Here is a 23,557-nt window from a genome sequence, read left to right as displayed (position 1 = left end):
CCTCGCTTTTCTCCATTTGCCTGTCGGGGCAGAGATAGGCGGTTGCGCTTTTCTTTTTTTTTTGTTGATATTTTAGATGGGTGGGTCGATATAAAGGTTAGTAGAGTGAATGGGGGGTTAGGGGATGCTAGGTAAGTGGAATGCGATGGGGTTATCTATTCTTCGCAATATGAATCAGCATTGGTCGGTTGCTAATCGGTCGATGGAACGTCTTTCCTCTGGTTATCGGATTAACCGAGCTGCGGATGACCCGGCTGGTCTTGCTATTTCGGAGAAGATGAGGGCGCAGATTAGAGGTCTTGGTCAGGCGGCTCGTAATATTCAGGATGGTATTTCGTTGTTGCAAACAGCTGAGGGAGCACTTAATGAGACACATGCTATACTCCAACGTATGCGTGAGTTAGGAGTGCAGGCTGCGACCGATACTTTAACGGATGAGGATCGCAGCTTACTTAATATTGAGTTTGAGGAATTGAAAAAAGAGGTTACTAGAATCTCCAAGGATACTAATTTCAATACGAAAACCATGCTTGATGGCACTAACACCTCCATTAACATTCAGGCAGGGGCAAATGCAGGACAGTCTATTGAGCTCCTCTTTGGAGATATGTCAGGAGGAAGCCTTGGCTTGAATGATCTGTCGATTTCCTCAAGAGCTGATGCAGAAGATTCAATCGGTGGGTTAGACGATGCTATTAACAAGGTTTCTCGGGAAAGATCTCGGATGGGGGCATACTCGAATCGATTGGAGCACGCCTACAATAACGCAGTTAACATGAAAGAAAACTTAACTGCAGCGGAATCTCGTATACGTGACGCAGATATGGCAAAGGAAATGATGGCATTAGTGAAAGCTAATATACTAATGCAGGCCAGTCAATACGTACTAAGCATGCATATGCAACAGGCTCAATCCGTATTGCAGCTATTAAATTCGCACAAACAATCGTGACGCATTGTTCACGGTTGTTTTATTTTGCTGTCTACTTTGTTCTAAAATAGAAGCTTTGTAACCAAATATATACAAGAAGCTTTAGCATTTCACAATTTTTTACGTTAAGATAGGTTTATAGATTATAGAAAGAGGGAAAAAGGTATGAGGAAGGTCTCGGGATTAACTACATTCGTATTCCTATTAACATTATTACTTGCACCTATGTACACATGGGCAGCTCCAATTGATGAAGTCAGGCAACTGGTCAAGGAATATTACAAAGGAGAGCTCCAATCTAACATAACAGAACTGGACTCCATTGAATCCATAGTGGGGCAGTTAGATCCTTACTCTACCTACTTTACAAAGGAAGAGTTTGAAAGATACACAGATTCGATAAACAATAAACCCACTGGTATTGGGATCTCAATTGAAGAACATGAAAAAGGCATCCAAATAGTGAGCACGTTTGACGGTGCTCCAGCAAAGGAGGCTGGCATTGAGCCGGGAGACATTATTCTTTCTGTGGATGGGAATTCTACGGAGCGCATGTCTGTGCAGCAGGCTTCCTCACTGATCACAGGAAAAGCCGGTACAAAGGTTAACATAGAAGTGTTAAAGATTACAGGAAAAAAACAGTCATACATATTAACAAGAAAAAGCTTTCAGGTTCCAGTTGTTTCTAATGAAATGTTATATGGAAACGTTGGCTATATAAGTATCAACTCCTTTTCAGAGGATGGCGCTTCCTTAGTCATTGCAGCAAAGGAGCGACTTGCAAAAAAAGGTGCGACCTCTTATATTTTAGATTTGCGCAATAATGGCGGGGGCTACGTAAACACTGCGGAGGAGCTAATTGGTTTATTTCCAAATAGTCCTCATGCGTATATGCTAATGCTGAAAAATCAGATAGGTTTAGTAAAATCGATACCGCAAAAGGATTTATTTCCTAATAACACGAAGGTACTGATCAATGGCTATAGTGCGAGTGCATCTGAAATGACTGCGGCTGCACTATTAGATCACAAATCAGCTACTCTTTACGGACAACGAACTTATGGGAAGGGCTCCATGCAGTCGTTTTATCCATTGTCGGATGGGTCTTATCTAAAACTGACGGTGGCCGAATTTGCAGGTCCTAAAGGCACCGTTGTGAATAAAACAGGGGTGCAGCCACAGGTGGTGACCAAAGAGGGAATGGAGCTTGAGAAGGCCCATTTAGATACGATTTTAGAAAGCTATCCATCTTATAAACGATTATCTAAACTAGAAAATGTAGCGCAGACAAAACAATTCACGGTTACATTTTCAGAAGCTGTTCAGCTGAATAAAAAAGAGGGAATCGAATTGATCGCATTAGGTGATGCCAAGAAAATCCCTTTGAAAGTAGAACAAAAATCTACCAATCAAATTAAAGCAATACCGACAAAACTAGAAAAAGGAGCAGCCTACTTACTACTGATCCACCCTACCTTCCAATCTTCGAAAGACATTCAGATGGAACAAGGTGCTTACGTCGAGGTAACTGTTCAACAATAAGAGGGGGAACACTTGGTGTTTTTTGAATTTAGATTTTGGAAATATCTTTTCCATCAGCAAGACTTGGCGAATTCATTAAAGGATGCGACATTGCGCGATTTTAAGGGACGTGTATGGATGGTCGCTTTGTTAGGCGTGCTTCTTTTTGCACTTCGCGATATCTGGGGGATGCACACAGAAGGACTTACGACTTTATTTGCAAAGGGATTTGGAGAAACCTATATTATTGCTAGAATTGTCTCCTTAATAGGAGCTATTCTTTGGTCGCTTGTGTACATGGCATTTTATTTTTTCCTCATTTCTTACGTGCTTCATAAGCTTACGAACGTAGACTTATCTAAAGTTGCGGTGCTGCAACTATTTGTAGTCGGACTTCTTTTATTGGAAAAGGCATTTGTCTTTGTTTTATACGCAATCGTTGGTTATACAACAGACTTTTCAGTACTATCGTTTGGACCACTAGCGGCGGTGTTTTTAGATAATGATTTTTTTGTTTACTTCTTTAATGAATTAAGTCTAATTACTGGCTTAATCATTGCGATCCAGTTTCAGTTCCTGCGTAACTACACAGAATTGTCTACTCGAAATCTAATCATTATCTTAATAGCAATTCCTATAGTATTGGCATTACTTGTGGCAGGCTTTGAAGTTCTTCCTATTGAAACATGGATTGAAGGGGGGCAAGCCGTATGAATAAATGGTTAGTAATAGGAGTTTCTATTATTGTTTCTACGTTTATAGCAGCAAACGCAATTCTGCTGTTCGAGGAAAATAGTGAGATTGCGAGAACGTACTACTTAAAGGATCATGAAACTGTTCAAACGAATACATATTCCAAGGAGCTAGAAAAAGAATCGGTTGTAGTCCCAACGGATGCAGTGATGGTGACTGTCGATGTGGAACGAGTAAGTAATTTAGCGGTCTCAGAAGGTGAAGAAATAGGTGCTGATACCGAACTGGCCCAGCTAAAGCCAGATTTTGCTGAAGAGCAACGAGGCATATGGGAAACCGAGGTACAGGCCTATAGACAGGAACAAATGCAGTTAAATCAAATTATAAGTGACCTAGAGTATGAAAGATCGAATACAGAAGGGTCTTACACAGATACAGACACAGCTACTAGTAATACGAACGATGAGGTAACAGATGTCAATGTCCAGGTGGATGTTCAGCTTTCTCAAGACGGAAGCTATTCACAGGCTATTGGAGCAGCAAAGCAAAAGCTTGCGGAGGTAGACCGTCAGCTACAGATCATGGAAGCTCAGCTAAACCAGGAGCCGGGTGCAATGTCACTGCTTAGCCCAATCGCAGGAACCGTTGGATCGATTGAGAATAAAGACGGTAAATACTTTATCGAGATATATTCTGTAGAGAAATCATTGCTTACCTTCGTGCCTGAGAAAGAATGGCATAAGCTAGAAGCAGGAATGCTCGTACGAAATTATTCTTCACATAGCGAATCTATGGCAGAGGGAACGATTGCAACAATCACACAAGTCCCTGCAAATGGCTCTCCTTGGCTTTCGGCATATAAACAATATGACGCGCAATCAGAGGAGCCACTTTACGAGGTAATGATCCAACTAAACGAGCAGCCAGAACAGCTACCGTTTGCCGCAAACATGAACTCTGCCATTACAACAGAACAAGCAGAGAACGCAGTAACGATAAAAAGAGAATGGCTTTTAAACCCGACAAAGGAACAAGCCGAGCTTTACGTGTTAACTCCTGAAGGGAAGATTACACGAACTGCAGTAAATACTCCATTCCATTTAAACAAGCATGCTGTCGTATCAACAGGACTTGAAAATGGCATGATCGTCCTAGACGATAAACCAAAAACACCAGAAGCCCCAGCCTTCCTACCGTTCCCGTTGGAAACACCGTCATGGACGAGCATCAAGGCAGTTAGCTGGAAGGATTACGTTAAATACCTGACGTATAAATAATGTATTCTATTAAACTAAAAAGAGGATGTATGTTCACTCGGTGAGCATACATCCTCTTTTTTTTGATTAAAAGTGGTTGACCCGTTGCGGGATTATTACAAGTGCCTGGCACCTGTAATAATTTATTGGGTGATTGTAGTAATTTATAGCGGATTGTTGTAAATCAGGGGTGGCCAGCGTGGCTTGGGTTTGATTGCTATCTTAATCTATAAAAACGATTACTAATACTTAACATATTAATATTACTTCGCTATACTAAAGATTAATCTAAATTGAAAGTAAGGCGAATAACTATATGAACAACCAGTGGAAAATTTACGGTATACTCGTACTCGTTATGTTAATATGGGGCGCTAATCTTCCGATGCTTAAATATTTGATCGCAGAGGTATCCCCAGTAACCCTGACCGCCTTCCGTATTTTTACAGCTGGTGTTACAGTTTTTCTTATTTTATGGAAAATGAAAATGATTCGAAAGCCTTCGAAGCAGGAATGGAAATATATTGCGATAGGGTCTTTGACTAACGTAGTAATCCATCACTATTTCCTGAATATAGGGCTCTCGGTTACAAGTGGAACACACGGAGCACTGATCCTAGGGACAGGGCCAATGCTTACAGCGATAGCAGGAGCATTTATCCTAAGGTATTTTCCTTCTTTGATTCAATGGCTAGGTCTGGTATTAGGGATAATTGGGGTAAGCCTTTCTGTAGTTGGCGGTGGTGACTTAGGGGGCTCTGCCATCGGAGACTTCTTTGTATTCCTTGCTATACTTGCACAGGTCATGAGCTATATGGTGATAAGTAAGGCTGCCAGAACATTGGATCCAAGACTGCTGACAGCATATATGCTTGTAATCGGCTCATTTATATTAATGATTATCAGCTTTATACAGGAGCCAGGAGCAATTGTTCAATTTACAGAAGTAGATCCAGTATTCTGGTTGATTTTCTTTGCCTCTGCAATCCTAGGCACAGCAGTTGGTCACATGCTATACAACTACTCGATAGGTCAAGCGGGTGCAACTAAATCAGCGATATTCATGAACCTAAACACTATTTTCTCTTTAGTATTCTCTGCCATTTTCTTAAACGAGGTGCTAGGGTGGAATCATCTGGCCAGCCTAATCTTTATCATAGCCGGTGTAATACTCGGCTCAGGAGCAGCAGAGGATCTATGGAAAAAGCATAAAAAGAAAAAAGCAGCTGCCTAATATTCGGTAGCTGCTTTTTCATTGTTGCGTGAATATTACAGGTGCCTGGCACCCGTAATGTATTTAAAGCATTATGACAAGTGCCAGGCACCTGTAATAAAACAATCTAAAAAAAATAAAAAAAGTTTCCGTGCGACCCCCACAAAAATGAGTGAGCCTTCGAATAACTAAGTGTCCGGGTAATACTTGGACAAAAATTTATACGAGGTGATTATATGCAAAATTGGAAGAAGACTGGTGCTGCTCTATTAGTGGCAACTTTGACAGTATCAGGCGCAGGCTATGCTTGGGCGAACAATAATTACGACACCGTAAACATTAATGACGTAAACAAAAACACACAGGAAACATCGTCAGCTTCTGAGACAGCACAGGTAACGCCGACTCAAGCGGTTGCATCAACATCAACGACTGCAGCAACAGCACAAACGACTACAAACAAGGATCTTCCCGTGGAATTGGCAACCGAAAAGCTAGTTGGATTGGTGAAGGCATATGAAACTGCTAGTAATGATGACGCAAAAGCAGCAATCTTGAACGTGATTAATCGAGTTATTGCAGAGTATGAAACGACTCAAAAAGATATCTACCAAAAGAAAGCTCCAGAGCTTACGGCTGCAATCGATCGATTAATCGTGTTATTCAAAGACTATCAGCAAGCACCTAATGCAGACAAAAAAGCAGCAATTATCGCTCAAGTAAAAACTGTAGTTACGGAGCTGCAAAATTATTTAGCTAAACAAGAGGAACCCAAAGAAAATACGCCACCAGTCATTGTTCCTCCAATTAAAGACAAAGACAAAGCAGACAGAGATAAGAAAAAAGCAGAGCTAGAAAAGAAAAAGGCTGAAGAAAAAGCAGCTAAGGAAGCAGCAAAGGCAGCTGCTGAAGCAAAAAGAGCACAAGAAAAAGCTGCAGCCGAAGCAAAAAGAGCGCAAGAAAAGGCAGAACGCGAAGCAGCAAAAGCTGCAAAGCAAGCTGAAATAGAAGCAGCGAAAAAAGCTAAAGCCGCTGAATTGGCTGCAAAAAAAGCAGCTCACGAACAAAAGAAAGCTGAACAGAAACCAAAGCATCCTAATGGTAAAGATGAAAACCATCATCACAAGGGACCAAAGCACAATCAACAACCAAAACATGATAAGCATCAAAAACATAAAGATCACCATAACAAACATGACCACAAACATGGTCATCATGGGCAAGGAAAAAATGATAGAAATTAATCATATTTCAGAATACCGCTTTTCATTTCCCGGATAGACAGATACAATACAGGTTTATACGGAAATAATGAGAACGGAGGGTATATATGCTTTTGTCCATCATTCATGGCCTCTTCAAATCAAAACAGAATAAAAGAAAGCTAGAATTTGGGACAATGGCTGGCGATGAGGAGGTAATCAATGACCTCCTCTTAGCCAATACCTCCTTTATAAAGAAAACGGCGGCTTACATTTGCAAGCGGCCAATCGATGAACAGGATGAAGAATATAGCATCGCGCTTAATGGATTTCATGAAGCGGTCCTTGCATTCAATCCTGAGGAAAATGCATCCTTACAAACACTTGCACATCTTATTATAAAAAGGCGACTTGTTGATTTTATTCGAAAGGAAGCTACCCGCAAGGAAAAGGTGCTTCTACTCCAAACGGGGGCTACCGAGGAGAGAATAGACGAGCAGCATTATATATGGAACGAGCAATCCATTGAATCATACACAGAAGAACAGCGAGCGGAAGCAAGGAGAGAGGAACTAGTACGGTATGGGGAGCTGCTAGCAACTTATAACTTGTCATTTGACGAGTTGACGGCTTCAGCCCCAAAGCACAAGGATACACGGAAAACTGCCTTCCTAGTGGCACAAATCATTTCCGAATCTGAAGAGCTTTACGAGTCCTTTATCAAACATAAAAAGCTTCCGCTCAAGAATATCGAAGCACTTGTTGATGTATCACGAAAAACGTTGGAACGGCATCGCAAATATATGATAGCCGTCGTACTGCTACTCAACAGTGACTTCGTTTATATAAAAGATTATGTGAAGGGAGAAATCATATGATGCGCAACTTTCGAGGCGTTGTCTGTGAGAAGAAAGATGATTACTATGTCTTTCTCACAAGTGAGGGCGAATTTCTGCGCGGCATCCCATTGGTTGATGACCCAATGATTGGTGTCGAGGTAGAATTTCAATTGCTAGAAGCAAAAGCTCCATTTTTACTGACACAAATAAAGCCTAAAATTCTAGCCCCAATACTTGTCGCGGCAATTGTTCTCATATTTTGTGTCGCATCTTTGATCCCTCAGCAAACGAGCGCTTATGCTTATGTACAATTAGAAGGTGAGCATGCTGTCGAAATCGGTGTAGATGAGGACGGGCAGGTTATTTCACTCCGTTCTCTCGATGAAGACACTCCTATCGATATTAATAATTGGGAGGACCTAGCGCTTGCTGCTGTCTTAGTCCACGCAGTCAAGCAGGTAGGAGCAGCTCAGGATGAATTAGTAATCACAACCGTTTATGAGAATGAAACCAATCAAGAAGTAAAAGCTCAAGTAAACGAAGCGGTAAAAGAAGTAAAGGCAGTACAATCAGAGCAGCATATTAATGTAACAGAAAGCTCTGCAGAAGAACGTAAAAAAGCAAACAAAAATAACACATCCATTCAAAAGTACAAACAAAAAGAACAACAACCAGTTAAAGAAAACAAAACCAGTGTAGAACAACAAAACAATTCCAGTGTAGATAAACAAAATAAAACCAGTGTAGAACAACAAAATAATTCCAGTGCAAAGCAACAAAAAAAATCCAGTGTAGATGAAAAACAAAAAACCAGTGTAGAAAAGCAAAAACCAGCCGTTCCAGCTCCGTCTCCAGCTGCCACCCAGAAGCCAGAGAAAGAGAAAAAGGAACAACCAAACAAACAAGAAAATGCACCAAAAAATAAAACTCATAATCCCGAAACCAAACCGAACCCTAACCAGTCAAAAGATAAACCGAAACACTCGAACGACCGTAAACACAAGGATGAAAAACAACACCCATCCAGGAACGATCACAAAGGTGTAGGTCCAAAAGACAATAATAAAGGGCACGACAAACCGAAAAACAATCATCACAATGGCAACAATCAAGGCAATCACCATAGAGACAAGAATAACAACCATAGGCCATGAGCTTCTACTTTGCTATGAGTATGTGTAGACTCATGGGCCACATTAAAAATGCTTTGTCTTATTAGACGAGGCATTTTTTTTCGTATAAATGGAGAATCGGTCGGTTCTCCCGACAAAATTCCAAAACCAACTATGTTACAGGTGCCAGGCACCTGTAACAAACCATCAACCAATCCCCCCTAAGATAATCAGTATAAAAACAAATAAAAATACAATTGACTTTATATTTATACATAGTTATAATATTTCTAACAAATGGTAAGAGGTGAGTGCATGAAGGTAGGTATTATCGGAGCAACAGGATACGGTGGGCTTGAGTTAGTTCGTTTCTTACATAATCATCCTGAAGTGGAAGTCGTTGATCTGTTCTCTTCATCCGAACAGGGTATACATTTTTCGGATAAATATTCACATTTAATGAATATTCATGACCAACCACTTTTAGAAATTGAGTCTGATAGATTAGCAGAGTACGATGTATTGTTTACGAGCACTCCCTCAGGGGTCTCATCCAATCTACTGCCAGCACTTATCGGCAAAAAGCCGAAGCTGATTGATCTATCAGGTGATTTTCGTCTAAAGGATCTAGCTGCATACGAGCAATGGTATAAAAAGTCACCAGCCCCGGCGGATGCGGTAGAACAAAGCGTATACGGGTTAACGGAATGGAACACAGCCGCTATCGCAGAAGCCCAGTTGATCGCAAACCCCGGATGCTATCCTACAGCCGTCCTGCTTTCCTTGCTGCCCCTTATCAAAGAGAACCTAATCGACGTAAGTCATCTCATTATTGATGCTAAAAGTGGTATCTCTGGAGCAGGCAACAAGCCGAGCCAAATGACACATTACAGTGAAACAAATGAAAACACGGCAATATACAAGCTACATGAGCATCAGCATATTCCAGAAATTGAACAGGCGATTCAAATGTTCACAAACCAGTCGGCACCAATCACCTTCACGACGCATCTTGTTCCAATGACAAGAGGAATCCTGGCAACAAGCTACGCACCGGTAAACGATGGCGTCACAGAAGCAGACCTAGTAAACGCTTTACAAGAAACATACGTAAACCATCCATTCGTACGAATCATAAAAGAAACCAATAAATTCGGCACCAACCAAGTGTATGGCTCTAACTATTGCGATATTCACGTAAAAGTAGATCCGCGCACGAACCGAGCAACAATCGTCTCGGTCATCGACAACCTAGTCAAGGGCGCAGCCGGGCAGGCCATTCAAAACATGAACGTTCAATTCAATCTCAACCAAACGACAGGACTCTCGCTCGTACCATTATTCATTTAAAGGAGGAAACCCCATGTTGACAGAAACAATGACGATGAAGCGCATCACCTACAAAAACATCGCTTCACCAAAAGGTTTCAAGGCGACCGGCATCCACTGCGGCGTTAAGCACAAGAAAAAAGACTTAGCCCTACTCACAAGTGAGGTGCCCGCTAGCGTTGCTGGGGTTTTCACGACGAATGCAGTCCAAGGTGCGCCACTTATCGTAACGAAGGAAGTTGTATACACCACACAGAAAATGCAAGCACTCATCGTGAATTCAGGAATCGCAAACTCCTGCACAGGAAAGCAAGGCCTAATCGACGCCTACACGATGCAGGAAAAAACAGCAGAAAAGCTTGGTATTAATCCAAACTTAGTTGGAGTTGCCTCCACTGGCGTTATCGGTGAAATGATGAAAATGGAGCCGGTCCTAGCGGGAATCAAACACCTCGAGCCAATCGACGAGCTAGAAGGAGCTATCAATTTCTCCCAGGCGATTATGACAACCGATACAGTAACGAAGGACACCTCCTACAAAACCGTCATCGACGGAAAGGAAGTCATCATTGCAGGAACCGCCAAGGGGTCCGGCATGATCGAGCCTAACATGGCGACAATGTTTGCCTTCATCACAACAGACGCCAATATCGAATCAAACCATCTGCAGGATGCACTAAAATACATCACAGATGTTACTTTCAATTCCATTACAGTAGACGGCGACACATCCACGAACGACATGGTAGTCGTAATGGCAAACGGCTTAGCGGAAAACAATCCATTGACTCCACTTCATCCAGACTGGGATAACTTCGTCCAAACGCTTCATACAGTCGCATTGGATTTAGCTAAAATGATTGCGAAAGACGGAGAAGGAGCTACCAAATTGATTGAGGTAGAAGTTAAGGGTGCGGTCAACGATGAGGAGGCGCGTAAAATTGCCAAGACGGTCGTAGGCTCACCGCTAGTTAAAACTGCGGTTTTCGGCAGTGATGCCAACTGGGGAAGATTGATTTGTGCTGTTGGTTACAGTGGTGCAACGATAGATCCGAACGCTATTAAGATTTCAATCGGTCCAACGCCAGTTGTACAAAATGGGGAGCCTGTCCCATTCTCTGAAGAAGTAACAATGCTTTATTTAAAGCAGGCAGAAGTGAAATTTTTAATCGAATTGAACCAAGGGGAAGGCCAAGGAACTGCATGGGGGTGTGATTTGACTTATGACTACGTTCAAATCAATGCAACCTATCGTTCCTGATCGCATCGTTATTAAGCTTGGAGGCAGTATGCTGGAAGGGTTAAATGAACAGTTTTTCAAAAACTTCAAAAAGCTACAAGCTGAGGGCAATGAAATCATAATCGTCCACGGCGGCGGCCCAGCTATCAACAAAGCACTAGCTGACAAGGCAGTAGCTTCCACTACAATTAATGGCTTCCGAGTAACTTCCGAGGAAGCGGTAGACATTGTCCAGTGCACACTCGTCGGCAAGGTCAATCCAGTTCTAGTGCTCCAGCTCAATCAAAACGGGATTGCAGCTGTAGGTTTAAGTGGCTATGATGGCAATCTACTTGAATGTGACTTCTTAGACAAGGAGACGTACGGCTTCGTCGGAGAAATAAAAAAAGTAAACACCGGCATACTGGAAACACTGCTTGTAAACGGTATTACGCCAATCATTTCCTGTATTGGCTGCCTACCAGACTCAACGCCACTCAATATAAATGCAGACACAGTAGCAAGTAAGATTGCTTTAGCAATCAAAGCAGATTGCCTGCTGCTAGTAACAGACACACCAGGTATCAAAATCAACGGAGAAGTCCAAGAGGTCGTGCAAACATCCTCTATCAAGGATTGGATAGCATCCGAAGACATATATGGCGGGATGATTCCTAAGGTCACTGCAGGTATGGAATGTCTAAAAGAAGGCATTCCGTCCGTCAAAATTGTAGATGAAAAGCTAAACGGCACAACGATAGTTCATCAGGAGGTTTTTGCATGAGTTCTCTTTTTCCAAACTACGCCCGACGCCCCGTACATTTAATAGAAGGAAAGGGCACAATCGTCACTGATGATCAGGGCAAAAAATACTTGGATTTCACTAGTGGCATAGCGGTGCTCAGCCTAGGGCATGCGCACCCTGCCATTGTAAAAGCAATCCAAGAGCAAAGCGAAAAGCTTTGGCACACATCCAATCTATTCGAAAGTAAAAAGCAAGAACAGCTTGCAAGCACTCTAATAGAAGAAACTCACTTTTCTCATGCTTTTTTCTGCAATAGTGGAGCCGAGGCAAACGAAGCTGCCATCAAGCTAGCCCGTAAGCATACAGGGAAACACACGATCATTACCTTCGAGAACTCTTTCCACGGCAGAACGTTCGGAGCGATGTCCGCAACTGGTCAGGAAAAAGTACGTCAGGGCTTCGGCCCAGTGCTAGAGACATTCAAAACTGTGCCATTCAATAATGTGGAGCAGCTAGAGGCTTCTATCGATGAAGAGGTCGGTGCAATCATGCTGGAGGTTATTCAAGGAGAAGGGGGAGTCAACAAAGTTACCCCTGAATTCGCCGAAGCAATCTCTAATATATGTGAATCCAAGGGAATACTATTGATTGTAGATGAGGTTCAAACAGGCATCGGCCGAACAGGTACCCGCTACGCCTACGAGCAAACCGTCTTAAAGCCCGATATAATGACACTAGCAAAAGGATTGGGCGGTGGCTTTCCAATCGGTGCCATGCTAGGAACAAGAGAGCTAGGAGAAACATTTAGTCCTGGCACACATGGTACAACGTTCGGAGGCAACCCATTAGCAGTCACTGTTGCCCAAGCAGTCCTAGAAAACGTATTTGAATCGGAGTTTATAGATGAGGTTAATAAAAAATCTGAGTATCTAGTGCATAGACTGACGGAGGTATTGCCATCCTATAAAGTAGTTGGTGCCGGCTTATTACTAGGACTCGTCTGTGAAGACGAAGCGGCACCATACATAACCAATGCAGAAAAAGCCGGACTTTTATTAGTAGCAGCAGGACCAAACGTCATTCGTCTCTTGCCACCATTAACAGTAACTCGTGATGAAATCGATCAAGCAGTAGAAATCTTACGTACAATATTAAACTAAATAACCTTGAATTAAAGCGCTCAGCGAACCGCTATTCACAAACATGGACCACTCTTAATAGAGGGGTTCTTTTTGTGTTTCCTCCTTTATATAGAAGAAAAGCTAGATTTCAATAGTATTACAGGTGCCTGGCACTTGTAATAATTAGCAGTTTTAAAGGCACACATTATATAAATATAGCAAATTCTCTTTGAATCTTTCCAAAGATATAAAACTTAGTTCCTATGCTTATAAGACTAGTATTTCAAGTATTTTACAGAAGTTTTACAACGTAAAAAGAGATATTACGATGAAAAAAGTTTGTAATTAGGTTTATAAGGTAATATGCAAGTTCTATTATACTATCCGTGATGGGTCATAAAAATATCATTGTAAGATAAGGAATTCAGAGATTATAAACCTAAAAAGGAAGTATAAGTAAAACGAAGTCTATTTGGATATTTAAAAAAAGAAGTAGAAAACGATAAAAAAACATCGACCCATGAATGAGACGATGCTAAGTTAATTTCCATTTATAAATTCTCTTCATAAAATAAGAAAAGAAGCATCCGAAGATCAGATGCTTCTTTTCTTGAGCGATAAAACGAAGGAAGTAGAAGGCTGCACACTAATTAATGTACAAACAAGTTTACGGCGTTACACATTTATAAGTAACCTTCTATACTGTACATCATAACATATATTTGGAAAAATGCACGCCTTTTTCTAAAAAATATAAAATTATTTTTTTAATCAGACTTATCCTAATAAATGGAGATAGGCAAGAATATATCAAACTATATTGTAAAAAGAAAAAATTCTAAAAAAGACTAGCCTAAATGGTAATATTACTGTATTATGGAAAGTGTAATGCAGTCACTGGTGCTTTCATAACATCATTCTTTAAAAAAACTGGTAAACTTTCTATATTATTGGTTGATTTTAGTATAAGAGTTGGGTATACTCATATATTGTTAGGGTGATGATAATGGACGCGATCAGGCGACCGCTTTTACACACTAAAAAAAATGCAACACACAAGCGAAGGGAGATCACAAGTTTATGAAGAAAAAAGCTATTAAAATTGCAGCTTCAACTGCAGTAGCAGCTTCAGCATTCGTTGCAGCAGCACCAGCTCAACAAGCAGATGCAGCAACAAACGTAAATCAATTAATCACAGACGCACAAAATGCAGGTACAGTTCTTAAATGGGCTATTTCAGTAGAAGGTACTGCTGACTACAAAAATGAACCATGGACTGAGTACAACAATGCTAAAAATGCAGTAAAAAAAGCAGAGGATGCAATCGCTAAATTAGATGCATCAGCAAAATTAGCTTCTCAAGCTAAATTAGTAGATCCAAAAGTAAGTATCACTCGTGCAGGAGCATACATTGATGCTATTACTTCTGGTAAGAAAATCCTTGCTAAAAACGCTGCTTTCGAAGCTGCTGTTAAAGCGGGTAACCTAGATCAAATCGAAAAAGAATATCATGTAGTAACTGAAGAATTCCGTAAACAAACGATTCTTAACTACCGTGTTTATGGACAATCAACTCGTGATGAAATTCTTAAAGAATACAAATTACCAATCGAAAAAACAGTTCGTGGCTATGCTAACGAAGTAACTGTTCATATGCTTACTAAAGCAGCAGCAGCTGACGTAAAAGCTAACAAATTAGAAGAAGCAGCTCTTAAATTAACTGAAGCTCAATCAATTCTTGATTCAGCTGATCTTAAATGGGAGACTACTCTACAAAAATCTGCTGATGATGTAGCAGCTTCTATGCCACTTCAAGTGTTATCAGTATCACGTACTGACAAAAACACTGTAGTAGTTAAATTCTCTAAAACTCCTGCTGATCTTTTAGCAGCTGGACAATTCACATTTGATAAAGGTCTTGTTGTTCAATCTGCAACTCTTGGAACAGACAAAAAGACTGTAACTTTAAAAACTACTGATCAAGTAGCTGGTACAACTTATGCATTAGCTTACCAAGGCGTAGCAACTGGTAAATCATTCTCAGTACCTGCTAACCCAAATGATGGTTCTACAACTATCGATGCTGCTGATACAGCTCGTCTTGAAACAACTAACACTAGAACATATACTGCTAGCGTTAAAAACTCAGATAATGGTAACTACACTGGATTAGTTGAAGTTCAACTAAAAAATCCAAATGGTACTGACTACACTGGTCCTGCTTACATCAGCAATGTTGATGGAATCGGTAACGATTATGCTCAAAATGTTGAAGTTGAAGCTGGTATTGACGGAAAAGTAACAATCGTTGTTTCAGTTCCTGAAGGTGAAGAGTCAACAGTACTTTATCCATTATTCACAAACTTAGAAGATACTTCTAAAACTGTTAAAGGTGGATTAACTTACTTCTACGAAGCAGCTGAAACTGGTTCAGTTGCAGCTAGTGGAACTTTCGGTGCTGACGCATTCGATTTTGTTGATAAAACAAATAACTATGCTGTTTTAAGCGGAGTTAAATTAAACTTTGACAGCAATGATACATTCATCATTGAAGGTAAAGTGGTTTCTTTGGATGCTTTCAAAGCAGCACTTTCAAAAAATGATACTTATACTGTAGATTACCAAAAAAATAAAGCTAACACTTCTGTATTCAATATCATTGAAGACACAGATGCTAATGCAGATATTGAAATTACAAATCCTGCAAAAGTATTAACTTATGATGGTACTACTTTCCGTTTAACTGGTGAAGGCCAAGCTGGAAACAAAGTATACATCTATAAAGAAAAAGATGCAGTAACATCAATTGATGCTGATGATACTGAAGTAGCTCTTAATGAAGATACTTTAGTTGCTGAAACTACTGTTGGATCTAACGGTACTTGGGCAGTTCAAGCTTCTAACTTAACTCAAAATGCTACAAACAAATTATATGCAGTACAAGTTGCTAAAGGTGACACTCAATCAGATGCTATCGCAGATGGTACGTACACTTCAGCTTACTTAAACGTTGGTGCTTTCGCAGCTACTTCAATTACATGGAATGACGAAGCTAGCGCTGGATTAAGCATTGGAGATACTTTAGAATTTGATTTCTTAAACAATCCTGACTTTGGTCATGATTTCAAGAATGGTACAGGAACTATCAAAGTTGATGATGGTTATGGAAAAACAGCTACATTAACTGTTCAACATACTTCAACTACTGCTGCACATACATTAGTAATTACTAAAGTTACTGCACAAAATGACTTTGACTTCCAAAAAGAAGCTGGATCTGGTAACTTCTACAATATCGACAGCATTTCTGGAGTACAAAACCAAGATAACGTATCTTACAAGCTTTCTGCATCTGTAAAATACTTTACAAAATAATATAATCTTAGTTCACCTAAGTTATATATTTTAAAAAACCCCTTAGGCTTACAAGCCGGGGGTTTTTTTTATACAAAATAAATGGGGAAATACAGAGTTAAAGAATATATTAAGTTATAAATGACTCAAGTATATGTTTAAATATAAGGGGGAAATATGTTTGAAAAAGAATAATATTAAACTGGCAATTGCTTCCACAGTTGCAGCTACCGCTATAATTTCACCTGTCCAAGTCTCTCAGGTTAACGCTGCGAATAATATCGACCAGCTAATGGTTAATGTGCAAAATGCAAGTACTGTGTTAAAGTGGGCGATTTCTGTTGAAGGATCTGCTGATGGTGTTACGCAACCTTGGGAACAATATAATAACGCAAAAAATGCACTAGCAAGTGCTGAGAAAGCTATAAGCTCACTTAGTTTTTCCGAACAATTAAAATATGATGCAAAATTAACAGAGGCTAAGCTTCAATTAAAACGTACACAAGCGTATTTAGATGCTATTACAGCAAGTAATAAAATTAAAGAAAGAACAAGTGCACTTTCTACTGCAGTACTATTAAATGATTTAGATCAAGTTGAAAAAGCCTACCATGAAATGACAGCAGAGTTTCGTAAGCAAACCATTTTATTGGATAGAGTATACGGACAATCTACAAGAGATAAAATCCGTAACACTATAAAGGGGCCTGCAGAAAAACTAATAAATGAGCTAAAAAATGAAGTTACTGTTCATATGTTAACGAAAGAGGCAAAAGAAGATATTAGATTATCAAGGCAAGCTAATGCTCTTAGAAACATAAATGAAGCTCAAGCTATATTAAATGCTAATATTCTTAAATGGGAAAGCTCTCTCCAAACAAGTTTAAACGGAGTTATTAACTTGTTACCAGTGCAAATTTCATCTATTAGCAGGACAAGTGATACTACATTAAACTTAAAATTAAATAGGCCAGTAACTTCTGTTAGAACTTCAGAATTTACAGCCGATAATGGTCTAGTAATTACAAATGCTGTTCTAAGTAAAGATGGGATGACGGTAACATTAACTACATCGGCTCAAACTCCAAGTTTAAAATATGCGATAAAGTATAAAGGAAGTTCGGTTAGCTTTTCCGTACCTGGCAGTATTGCCACAATACAAATGGAAAGTTCTGAAACACAGCACAGAGACACATCTGAAGTTTTATCTTTAAAAGGTACTTTTGCTGGTTCATATGGTTATAACACTATTAAAATAGACATTCCCACTGGATTGAAAGTATTATCTATTAATGGAATTGAAAATAATATTAGTGGTTCTAAAAGTGTAAATGTCTTACCAGATAAGAACGGATCAGTTACCATAACATTTACTGCAAGTAGCTTAAGCTCTTCAGCATTAGATAAGGTTATTACTTTTAGTAAATTAGAAAATAGCAGAGAAGTAGAGACTTTAACTTCTCCAAAATTAAACTTCTATACTCCTGCTAAAACAGGTACTATTTCAAGTAAAAAAGTATACTATGTTGATGTTGCTAATAACTACTTTGTTACAACAGATGGGGCAAAATATATTTTTAAAGGAAACTCCAATACGTACAAAAATGAGGGAGTAGCAGTTTCTTTAAATACGTTTAAAGATGCTTTAGATATAAATGATACGATCACTGGTAACTATCAACCTAATTCTTCTTCAAATTTTAATATTTCAACAAATTATTATTCTGTTCCATTGTTGCTAGACTCTGAGTTTTCATATAAATCTAGTTCAGGTTATCGCATGATAGGTAACGAAATCGAGCTAACTGGAAGTGGACAACCAAACTATGAAGTGTTCTTTTTCAAAAGTTCGGGTAGTTACATGGGTAAAGTAAAAATGAATTCAACAGGCAAATGGAAGTTTAAAACATCTATAGAACAAAATAATATTACTAATATCTATATGGTTCAACAAGAGGCAGGAAAAAAGACACCAACTTATAATAGTGGTAGTCTTTTCAAAATCATTGAAGGACCATTTAATTTACTTTCTATTACTAATGGCAAAACCGATGATCAGGATCTCTCTAACGAAGAACTAACTTTTACTATTGCGCCTATTAAACGAACTAATGGAACAATAGTAGGTCAAGACCAGGCGGTCATTTCTAAAAACTCATATATAACATTAAAAGATGAAGATGGTACTACTGTAAAGTATACTAATAATCTAAAAGGAAACATTTTTAGTAAGACTACGAATGGTTTTAAAATAAAATTCGGTAAAACAATAGATGATACAATTGCTGCCGAGATAATGGAAGCGGGGACTGTGGAAGGATTATCTGGCCCTCTTCAAGTAGTAAGTATTAGTGGCATTAAAAATCCTTATAATTTTGACTTAGTACTGGATTCAGATTTTGTTATAAATAAATATTAATTATTAAAGACGCTAAAGGATAACTTTAGCGTCTTTTTAATTGTTATATAAAAATATTATTCACTATTTTTATGGAATATATATCAAATTATATAAGAATAATATAGAATTATAGTTAGACATATGTTGGGATTTAAATGTAATAATATGTCGACTTTATTAAATAGGAGATGAATCTTTAGTCATGAGAGAAGAAGGTGAAAAGAAATTGCTTAAAAAAGTTACAAAAATGAAATTGTCTTTAATTGTAATAGTAGTTTTACTAATTACAACTCCAACGGTTTTTAGTGCAGAGAGTACGGAATTTCAAGCATATAAGCCGTTGCAAAAAGAACAACCTGCTTATGTAGAAGGGGAATTATTAGTAAAGTTTTCTAATGAAGGGTTATCTGAAGCAAGCCTAAAACAAAAAGGTATAAAAATAAAAGAGATGATTACCGATAATGTGGCTGTAATAGAAATACCTCAATACAATAAAACTAAAAATCTAGTTAGTACCTTAGAATCGGTAGAGGGAATATTAGAAGTCCAACCTAATTATATTTATTATCCTACAGAAATTTCTAATGACCCTTTTACTGAATATCTTTGGGGATTGAACAATTCTGGTCAAAAAATTCTAAATTCTATGGGAAAAAAGGATATGGATATAAATATCCCAGAAGCGTGGAAGCTAACTGAGAACAGAGAATTAAAAGAAGTAGTAGTGGCCGTCATAGATACTGGTATACAAATAGATCATCCAGATTTAAGAGAAAATATTTGGGTAAATGAATTAGAAGCAAATGGTTTGCCCGGAGTAGATGATGATAAAAATGGTTACATAGATGATATTAATGGTTTTGATTTTTATTTTAATGATGGAAGTGTTTTTGACTCCTACGATGACGATGATCATGGGACACATGTTGCTGGCACAATTGCAGCATCGACGAATAATAATTTAGGAATAGCAGGAATTGCCCCTAATGTTAAAATAATGCCTTTAAAATTCCTTGGCCCATATGGGGGGTATTCCTCTGATGCAATCAGAGCAATTGAGTATGCTAAAAATAAGGGCGTTAAGATTTCTAATAATAGTTGGGGCAGTAATAATTATGATTCCTTCTTAGAATCAGCTATTAAGGAATCTAATATGTTATTTGTTGCAGCAGCTGGTAATGATGGAGTTAATAACGATTATATTCCACACTATCCATCAGATTATAAAAGCTCCAATATAATTAGTGTTGCAGCACTTAACAATCAAGGCAATTTGGCTAGTTTTTCAAACTATGGCACAAAAAATGTTGATATAGCTGCACCAGGAGAAAATATTTTAAGTACTATACCAGGATATTATGCATATATGAGCGGAACTTCTATGGCCGCACCTCACGTAACAGGTGTAAGTTCTTTAGCTATGGGTATTTCAGACGACCTTAGTCCTGAACAATTTATTGAGCTGATAAAGCAAACGGGAAGAACGGTTCCTGGGAGTGCAAAGACATCCTCAGGAAAAATGATTGATGCTGAAAAATTAATTGAAAATATTAATCCTATAAATTTGAAAGTAGAAGAAGTTTTTGATAGTTCGTTATATATAAAAGGGACTACAGAAGCTAAGGCAAAAATCACGGTGAAAGATTCAAATAACAAATTAATTGGTAGTGGTAGTGCTGATAAGAATGGTGAATTTAAAGTAAAACTTAAAGAGAGGCAAAAAACAAATAGTAGACTATCCATTTTTTCTACGGTAGCTAAAAAAGGATCTGACACAATTGTCGTTGTAAGTCATGATAATATTAGGCCTGAATTGAAAGAGGCATTAACGGTAACTAATACTAGCTCGACTATCGAAGGGATTGTATCTGAGGAATCAACTATTAATGTAATAACATCTACCAAGCAGTTTAAAGGCAAAACCGATGCCAACGGTAAGTTTAAAATTACGGTTGGTAAACAATTAGTAGGCTCAAAAGGTTCAATTGAAATTTCAGACCATGCTACTCCTTCCAATACTTTGGTATTGGATTTTGTAGTGAAGGATGGTCTAGCTCCAACTATAAAAAAAGTGGATACGATTTATGATACTTCTCTGTATATTGAAGGGGAAGTGAGTGAAAAAGCAAGGATTGAATTTTTTACTTCAAACGATAATAAAAACTGGACACTGATAAATAAAGAACCAGTTTTAACAACTCAAAATAATCGTTTTTCTTACGAATTAGAAAAACCTTTGACCAAAGGAACAAAAATAAAAGTAACAGCAGTAGATGACGATGCGAACTACAGTAAAGAGACTGTTACTACAGTATTGCAAGATAAAAAGCCGCCATTGTTAGTGGAACCTAAAACATTATCATTGAATGACGCTAGTGAGAATGAAATTGTTGGTAAGTTAAATGAAAAAGGTACAGTAGAAGTAAAAATAGGCAATGAAACTATTGTGGATATAACAGAAACTGAGAAAAACGGTATCTTCAAAATTAATATACCAATGCAAAAATCAAATACAAAAGTTAATTTTATATTTAGGGATTCTATTGGAAACAAACTAGAAAAAGTTGTTACGGTTTCAGATGGTACAAAACCAGTATTTTTAGATGATAATCTACCTAAAATATATAATACAAGTAAGTTAATTCAAGGAAAAGTAAGTGAAAAATCCAAGGTAGTAGCTAAGGTTAAAGGGAAAATTATCGGCACAACTATAACGGACAATGATGGGAATTTCACAATAAAACTAAAGCAACTTCTAAATATAGGAACTGATATTGAACTACAAGCAACAGACTATGCCAAGCCAAAAGGATTAGATAGTGACGTTTTAAATATTTCTGTTGAACACGATAATACCTTCCCTGTACTTTTGGAAAGTGATGCGGCTGATAATTTAACTTCAGTCAGTGGGAAAGTTAGTAAAGAGGCAACAGTCGAATTAATGATTGGTGAAAGATTACTAACTAAAAAACCAATAGCAACCGATATTAATGGAAACTTCAAAATTAGCATTGCTAAACAATTGGCTGGAACAAAAATAAGTCTATTAATAAAAGATTTGGGTGCTAATCAAATTGTTGAGGAAGTAGTAGTGCAAGATAGAACGATACCATTAATTAAAAAAGTAGATAATTTTTATTACCAAACATCTTCTGCAATTTCGGGCATTATTAACGAAAGTAGCACCGTTTCTATTTACAATGTGAACGCCAATAAACCGTTTGGGATTCCCATAGCCTCTGGAGTTTCAGATGATAATGGTAATTTTAAAATTGAGATAGATGAGCAGCCTATCAATACTAAACTAGCGATTGTAGCAGTAGATTCTAGTGGAAACATTAGTAAACATAAGATAATAACAGTAATAAAAGATAGAACAGCACCTACTTTGAAAATGGAGGATATATACACTGACAACCAAGAGATAAATGGAACATTAAGTGAAGAAGGTTATGTAGTAGTTAAAATAGGTTCCATGAGTTTTAATACGGTGACTGATCACACTAACTCCTTTAAAGTTATATTAGATGAGTACTTAGCTGCAAGGACTAGAATAAATGTTACTGTTGAAGATATTGTAGGAAATAAAAGAAGCTACAATTATACAGTGAAAAAGTAAATTCCTGCTAAGGTATAAGATTTGAAGAAAACAAAATCGCTTTAAACGTGTCTATTTTTGGATTTTCTAATTTGTGATTATAATTACGATATTATAAAAATAAGATAGGTAACCAATAATATCTCTCGCTTGTAAGTACACTGAACTAAATTAGCTGATTGAATTACTGTTAAAGTTATATACTGAAAGAATTAACATGAAATCCCCCAAAGAAATTATTTCTTTGGGGGATTTAATTATCCTTCAAATTCGATACTTTACCTACAAGTATATCTATTTAATTGTCTGTGGTACCTTCATTAAACCCGGGATAAATCCTTCATTTTATCAAGCCTCTCAAATCCACCCAGTTGTGTACTTAATTATTATTTGGAATATGATGGAGAGGGGAAACAATCCACACATTCAAAATTATATTTCAAGCACTAGAAACCAATAGTTTAATAAAAATCTTTCCTTCTTTATTCGACACAATACGCTATAAGATGCTGTCGAAATTAAACGAAAAAAGAAGATTATACAAGTAAAAGAATTCAAATGTCGTAAATTGTCGGAATAATATAATTTATTTATTCTTGAAATATTTGTATATTTTAAGAGGGGTATTAGGAATAAAGGTTTACTATTGACAATCATGTATACGATGAAAGTCTCCTGTGCAGTGCTGGCCCAAACCGGCATTAGGTAAAACTAAAAGTATATTACGGAAATAACGACGTTCTAGCAATTTAAGTGATGCAACAAGTAATTTTTAAACAGTAGAAGAATAAAAAACTCAAAAAGATATTGCTCGAGGTTTGGGGACAGAGCTGATAGGAGGTGAGGAAGCAGTAGTGCTATCAACTCAACTTAATAAACTGGGAAAGTAAGTTTGCACCAATTAAATAAGGTGTAACAGATAGAGGAAAACTTCAATAAAATTAGCTTGAAGATGCTGCAATCTAATAGTTCATATAATCAATGATCTGTAAAAATCTGTAGATGAAAATTAAATTGTCTTCG

15 protein-coding genes are annotated in these 23,557 nt (G+C 38.0%); all 15 read left to right on the top strand.

Annotation, left to right across the window (positions count from 1 at the left end; all coding sequences use genetic code 11):
• Positions 1-124: 124 nt before the first annotated feature.
• The 15 genes from Q0371_RS14160 (at position 125) to Q0371_RS14090 (ending at position 22,555) form a co-directional block, all read left to right on the top strand.
• Positions 125-952: a flagellin gene (locus Q0371_RS14160; RefSeq protein ID WP_298472142.1), complete on the top strand. Its 828-nt coding sequence runs from the start codon at positions 125-127 to the stop codon at positions 950-952.
• 144 nt (positions 953-1,096) lie between these two features.
• Entirely contained in the window at positions 1,097-2,473 is a 1,377-nt protein-coding gene (locus Q0371_RS14155) for a S41 family peptidase (RefSeq protein ID WP_298472140.1), read from the top strand.
• A 15-nt stretch (positions 2,474-2,488) separates the two neighbouring features.
• Complete coding sequence (locus Q0371_RS14150; protein ID WP_298472138.1) at positions 2,489-3,166, top strand: hypothetical protein; 678 nt, start codon at positions 2,489-2,491, stop codon at positions 3,164-3,166.
• Positions 3,163-4,422 (top strand): hypothetical protein, encoded by a 1,260-nt coding sequence (locus Q0371_RS14145; protein ID WP_298472137.1) that lies wholly within the window; start codon positions 3,163-3,165, stop codon positions 4,420-4,422. The genes Q0371_RS14150 and Q0371_RS14145 overlap by 4 nt, the downstream gene beginning before the upstream one ends.
• 295 nt (positions 4,423-4,717) lie before the next feature.
• Positions 4,718-5,635 carry a DMT family transporter gene (locus Q0371_RS14140; protein ID WP_169359498.1) on the top strand — a complete coding sequence of 306 codons (918 nt, stop codon included), beginning with the start codon at positions 4,718-4,720 and terminating at the stop codon, positions 5,633-5,635.
• 215 nt (positions 5,636-5,850) lie between these two features.
• Complete coding sequence (locus tag Q0371_RS14135; RefSeq protein ID WP_298472135.1) at positions 5,851-6,858, top strand: hypothetical protein; 1,008 nt, start codon at positions 5,851-5,853, stop codon at positions 6,856-6,858.
• 86 nt (positions 6,859-6,944) lie between these two features.
• Complete coding sequence (sigI, locus tag Q0371_RS14130) at positions 6,945-7,694, top strand: RNA polymerase sigma-I factor (protein ID WP_298472134.1); 750 nt, start codon at positions 6,945-6,947, stop codon at positions 7,692-7,694.
• Positions 7,691-8,809: a hypothetical protein gene (locus tag Q0371_RS14125; RefSeq protein ID WP_298472133.1), complete on the top strand. Its 1,119-nt coding sequence runs from the start codon at positions 7,691-7,693 to the stop codon at positions 8,807-8,809. The genes sigI and Q0371_RS14125 overlap by 4 nt, the downstream gene beginning before the upstream one ends.
• 273 nt (positions 8,810-9,082) lie before the next feature.
• Positions 9,083-10,117: an N-acetyl-gamma-glutamyl-phosphate reductase gene (gene argC / locus Q0371_RS14120; RefSeq protein ID WP_298472132.1), complete on the top strand. Its 1,035-nt coding sequence runs from the start codon at positions 9,083-9,085 to the stop codon at positions 10,115-10,117.
• A gap of 13 nt (positions 10,118-10,130) precedes the next feature.
• A complete protein-coding gene (argJ, locus tag Q0371_RS14115) occupies positions 10,131-11,357 on the top strand; it encodes a bifunctional ornithine acetyltransferase/N-acetylglutamate synthase (RefSeq protein WP_298472130.1) in 1,227 nt (408 codons plus the stop codon).
• The gene (gene argB, locus Q0371_RS14110) at positions 11,320-12,099 is read left to right on the top strand and encodes an acetylglutamate kinase (protein ID WP_298472129.1); all 780 of its coding nucleotides are present in this window, start codon (positions 11,320-11,322) and stop codon (positions 12,097-12,099) included. The genes argJ and argB overlap by 38 nt, the downstream gene beginning before the upstream one ends.
• Positions 12,096-13,220: an acetylornithine transaminase gene (locus Q0371_RS14105; protein WP_298472127.1), complete on the top strand. Its 1,125-nt coding sequence runs from the start codon at positions 12,096-12,098 to the stop codon at positions 13,218-13,220. Before argB ends, Q0371_RS14105 begins: the two co-directional genes overlap by 4 nt.
• Before the next feature lie 1,041 nt (positions 13,221-14,261).
• Positions 14,262-16,556: a hypothetical protein gene (locus Q0371_RS14100; protein WP_298472126.1), complete on the top strand. Its 2,295-nt coding sequence runs from the start codon at positions 14,262-14,264 to the stop codon at positions 16,554-16,556.
• Between the two features lie 160 nt (positions 16,557-16,716).
• Positions 16,717-18,954 carry a hypothetical protein gene (locus tag Q0371_RS14095; protein WP_298472124.1) on the top strand — a complete coding sequence of 746 codons (2,238 nt, stop codon included), beginning with the start codon at positions 16,717-16,719 and terminating at the stop codon, positions 18,952-18,954.
• A gap of 184 nt (positions 18,955-19,138) precedes the next feature.
• Positions 19,139-22,555: a S8 family serine peptidase gene (locus tag Q0371_RS14090; RefSeq protein WP_298472122.1), complete on the top strand. Its 3,417-nt coding sequence runs from the start codon at positions 19,139-19,141 to the stop codon at positions 22,553-22,555.
• The last annotated feature ends 1,002 nt before the right edge of the window (positions 22,556-23,557 follow it).

This window comes from uncultured Psychrobacillus sp. (assembly GCF_938022135.1).
Taxonomy (GTDB): domain Bacteria; phylum Bacillota; class Bacilli; order Bacillales_A; family Planococcaceae; genus Psychrobacillus.
This window is presented reverse-complemented; position numbering and strand designations above follow the sequence as displayed.

Bases quoted from the DNA above. Each gene is read 5' to 3' on its own strand.
- Q0371_RS14160 (WP_298472142.1), top strand. From the start codon at position 125: ATGCTAGGTAAGTGGAATGCGATGGGGTTATCTATTCTTCGCAATATG.
- Q0371_RS14155 (WP_298472140.1), top strand. From the start codon at position 1,097: ATGAGGAAGGTCTCGGGATTAACTACATTCGTATTCCTATTAACATTA.
- Q0371_RS14145 (WP_298472137.1), top strand. From the start codon at position 3,163: ATGAATAAATGGTTAGTAATAGGAGTTTCTATTATTGTTTCTACGTTT.
- Q0371_RS14140 (WP_169359498.1), top strand. From the start codon at position 4,718: ATGAACAACCAGTGGAAAATTTACGGTATACTCGTACTCGTTATGTTA.
- Q0371_RS14135 (WP_298472135.1), top strand. From the start codon at position 5,851: ATGCAAAATTGGAAGAAGACTGGTGCTGCTCTATTAGTGGCAACTTTG.
- sigI (WP_298472134.1), top strand. From the start codon at position 6,945: ATGCTTTTGTCCATCATTCATGGCCTCTTCAAATCAAAACAGAATAAA.
- Q0371_RS14125 (WP_298472133.1), top strand. From the start codon at position 7,691: ATGATGCGCAACTTTCGAGGCGTTGTCTGTGAGAAGAAAGATGATTAC.
- argC (WP_298472132.1), top strand. From the start codon at position 9,083: ATGAAGGTAGGTATTATCGGAGCAACAGGATACGGTGGGCTTGAGTTA.
- argJ (WP_298472130.1), top strand. From the start codon at position 10,131: ATGTTGACAGAAACAATGACGATGAAGCGCATCACCTACAAAAACATC.
- argB (WP_298472129.1), top strand. From the start codon at position 11,320: ATGACTACGTTCAAATCAATGCAACCTATCGTTCCTGATCGCATCGTT.
- Q0371_RS14105 (WP_298472127.1), top strand. From the start codon at position 12,096: ATGAGTTCTCTTTTTCCAAACTACGCCCGACGCCCCGTACATTTAATA.
- Q0371_RS14100 (WP_298472126.1), top strand. From the start codon at position 14,262: ATGAAGAAAAAAGCTATTAAAATTGCAGCTTCAACTGCAGTAGCAGCT.
- Q0371_RS14090 (WP_298472122.1), top strand. From the start codon at position 19,139: ATGAGAGAAGAAGGTGAAAAGAAATTGCTTAAAAAAGTTACAAAAATG.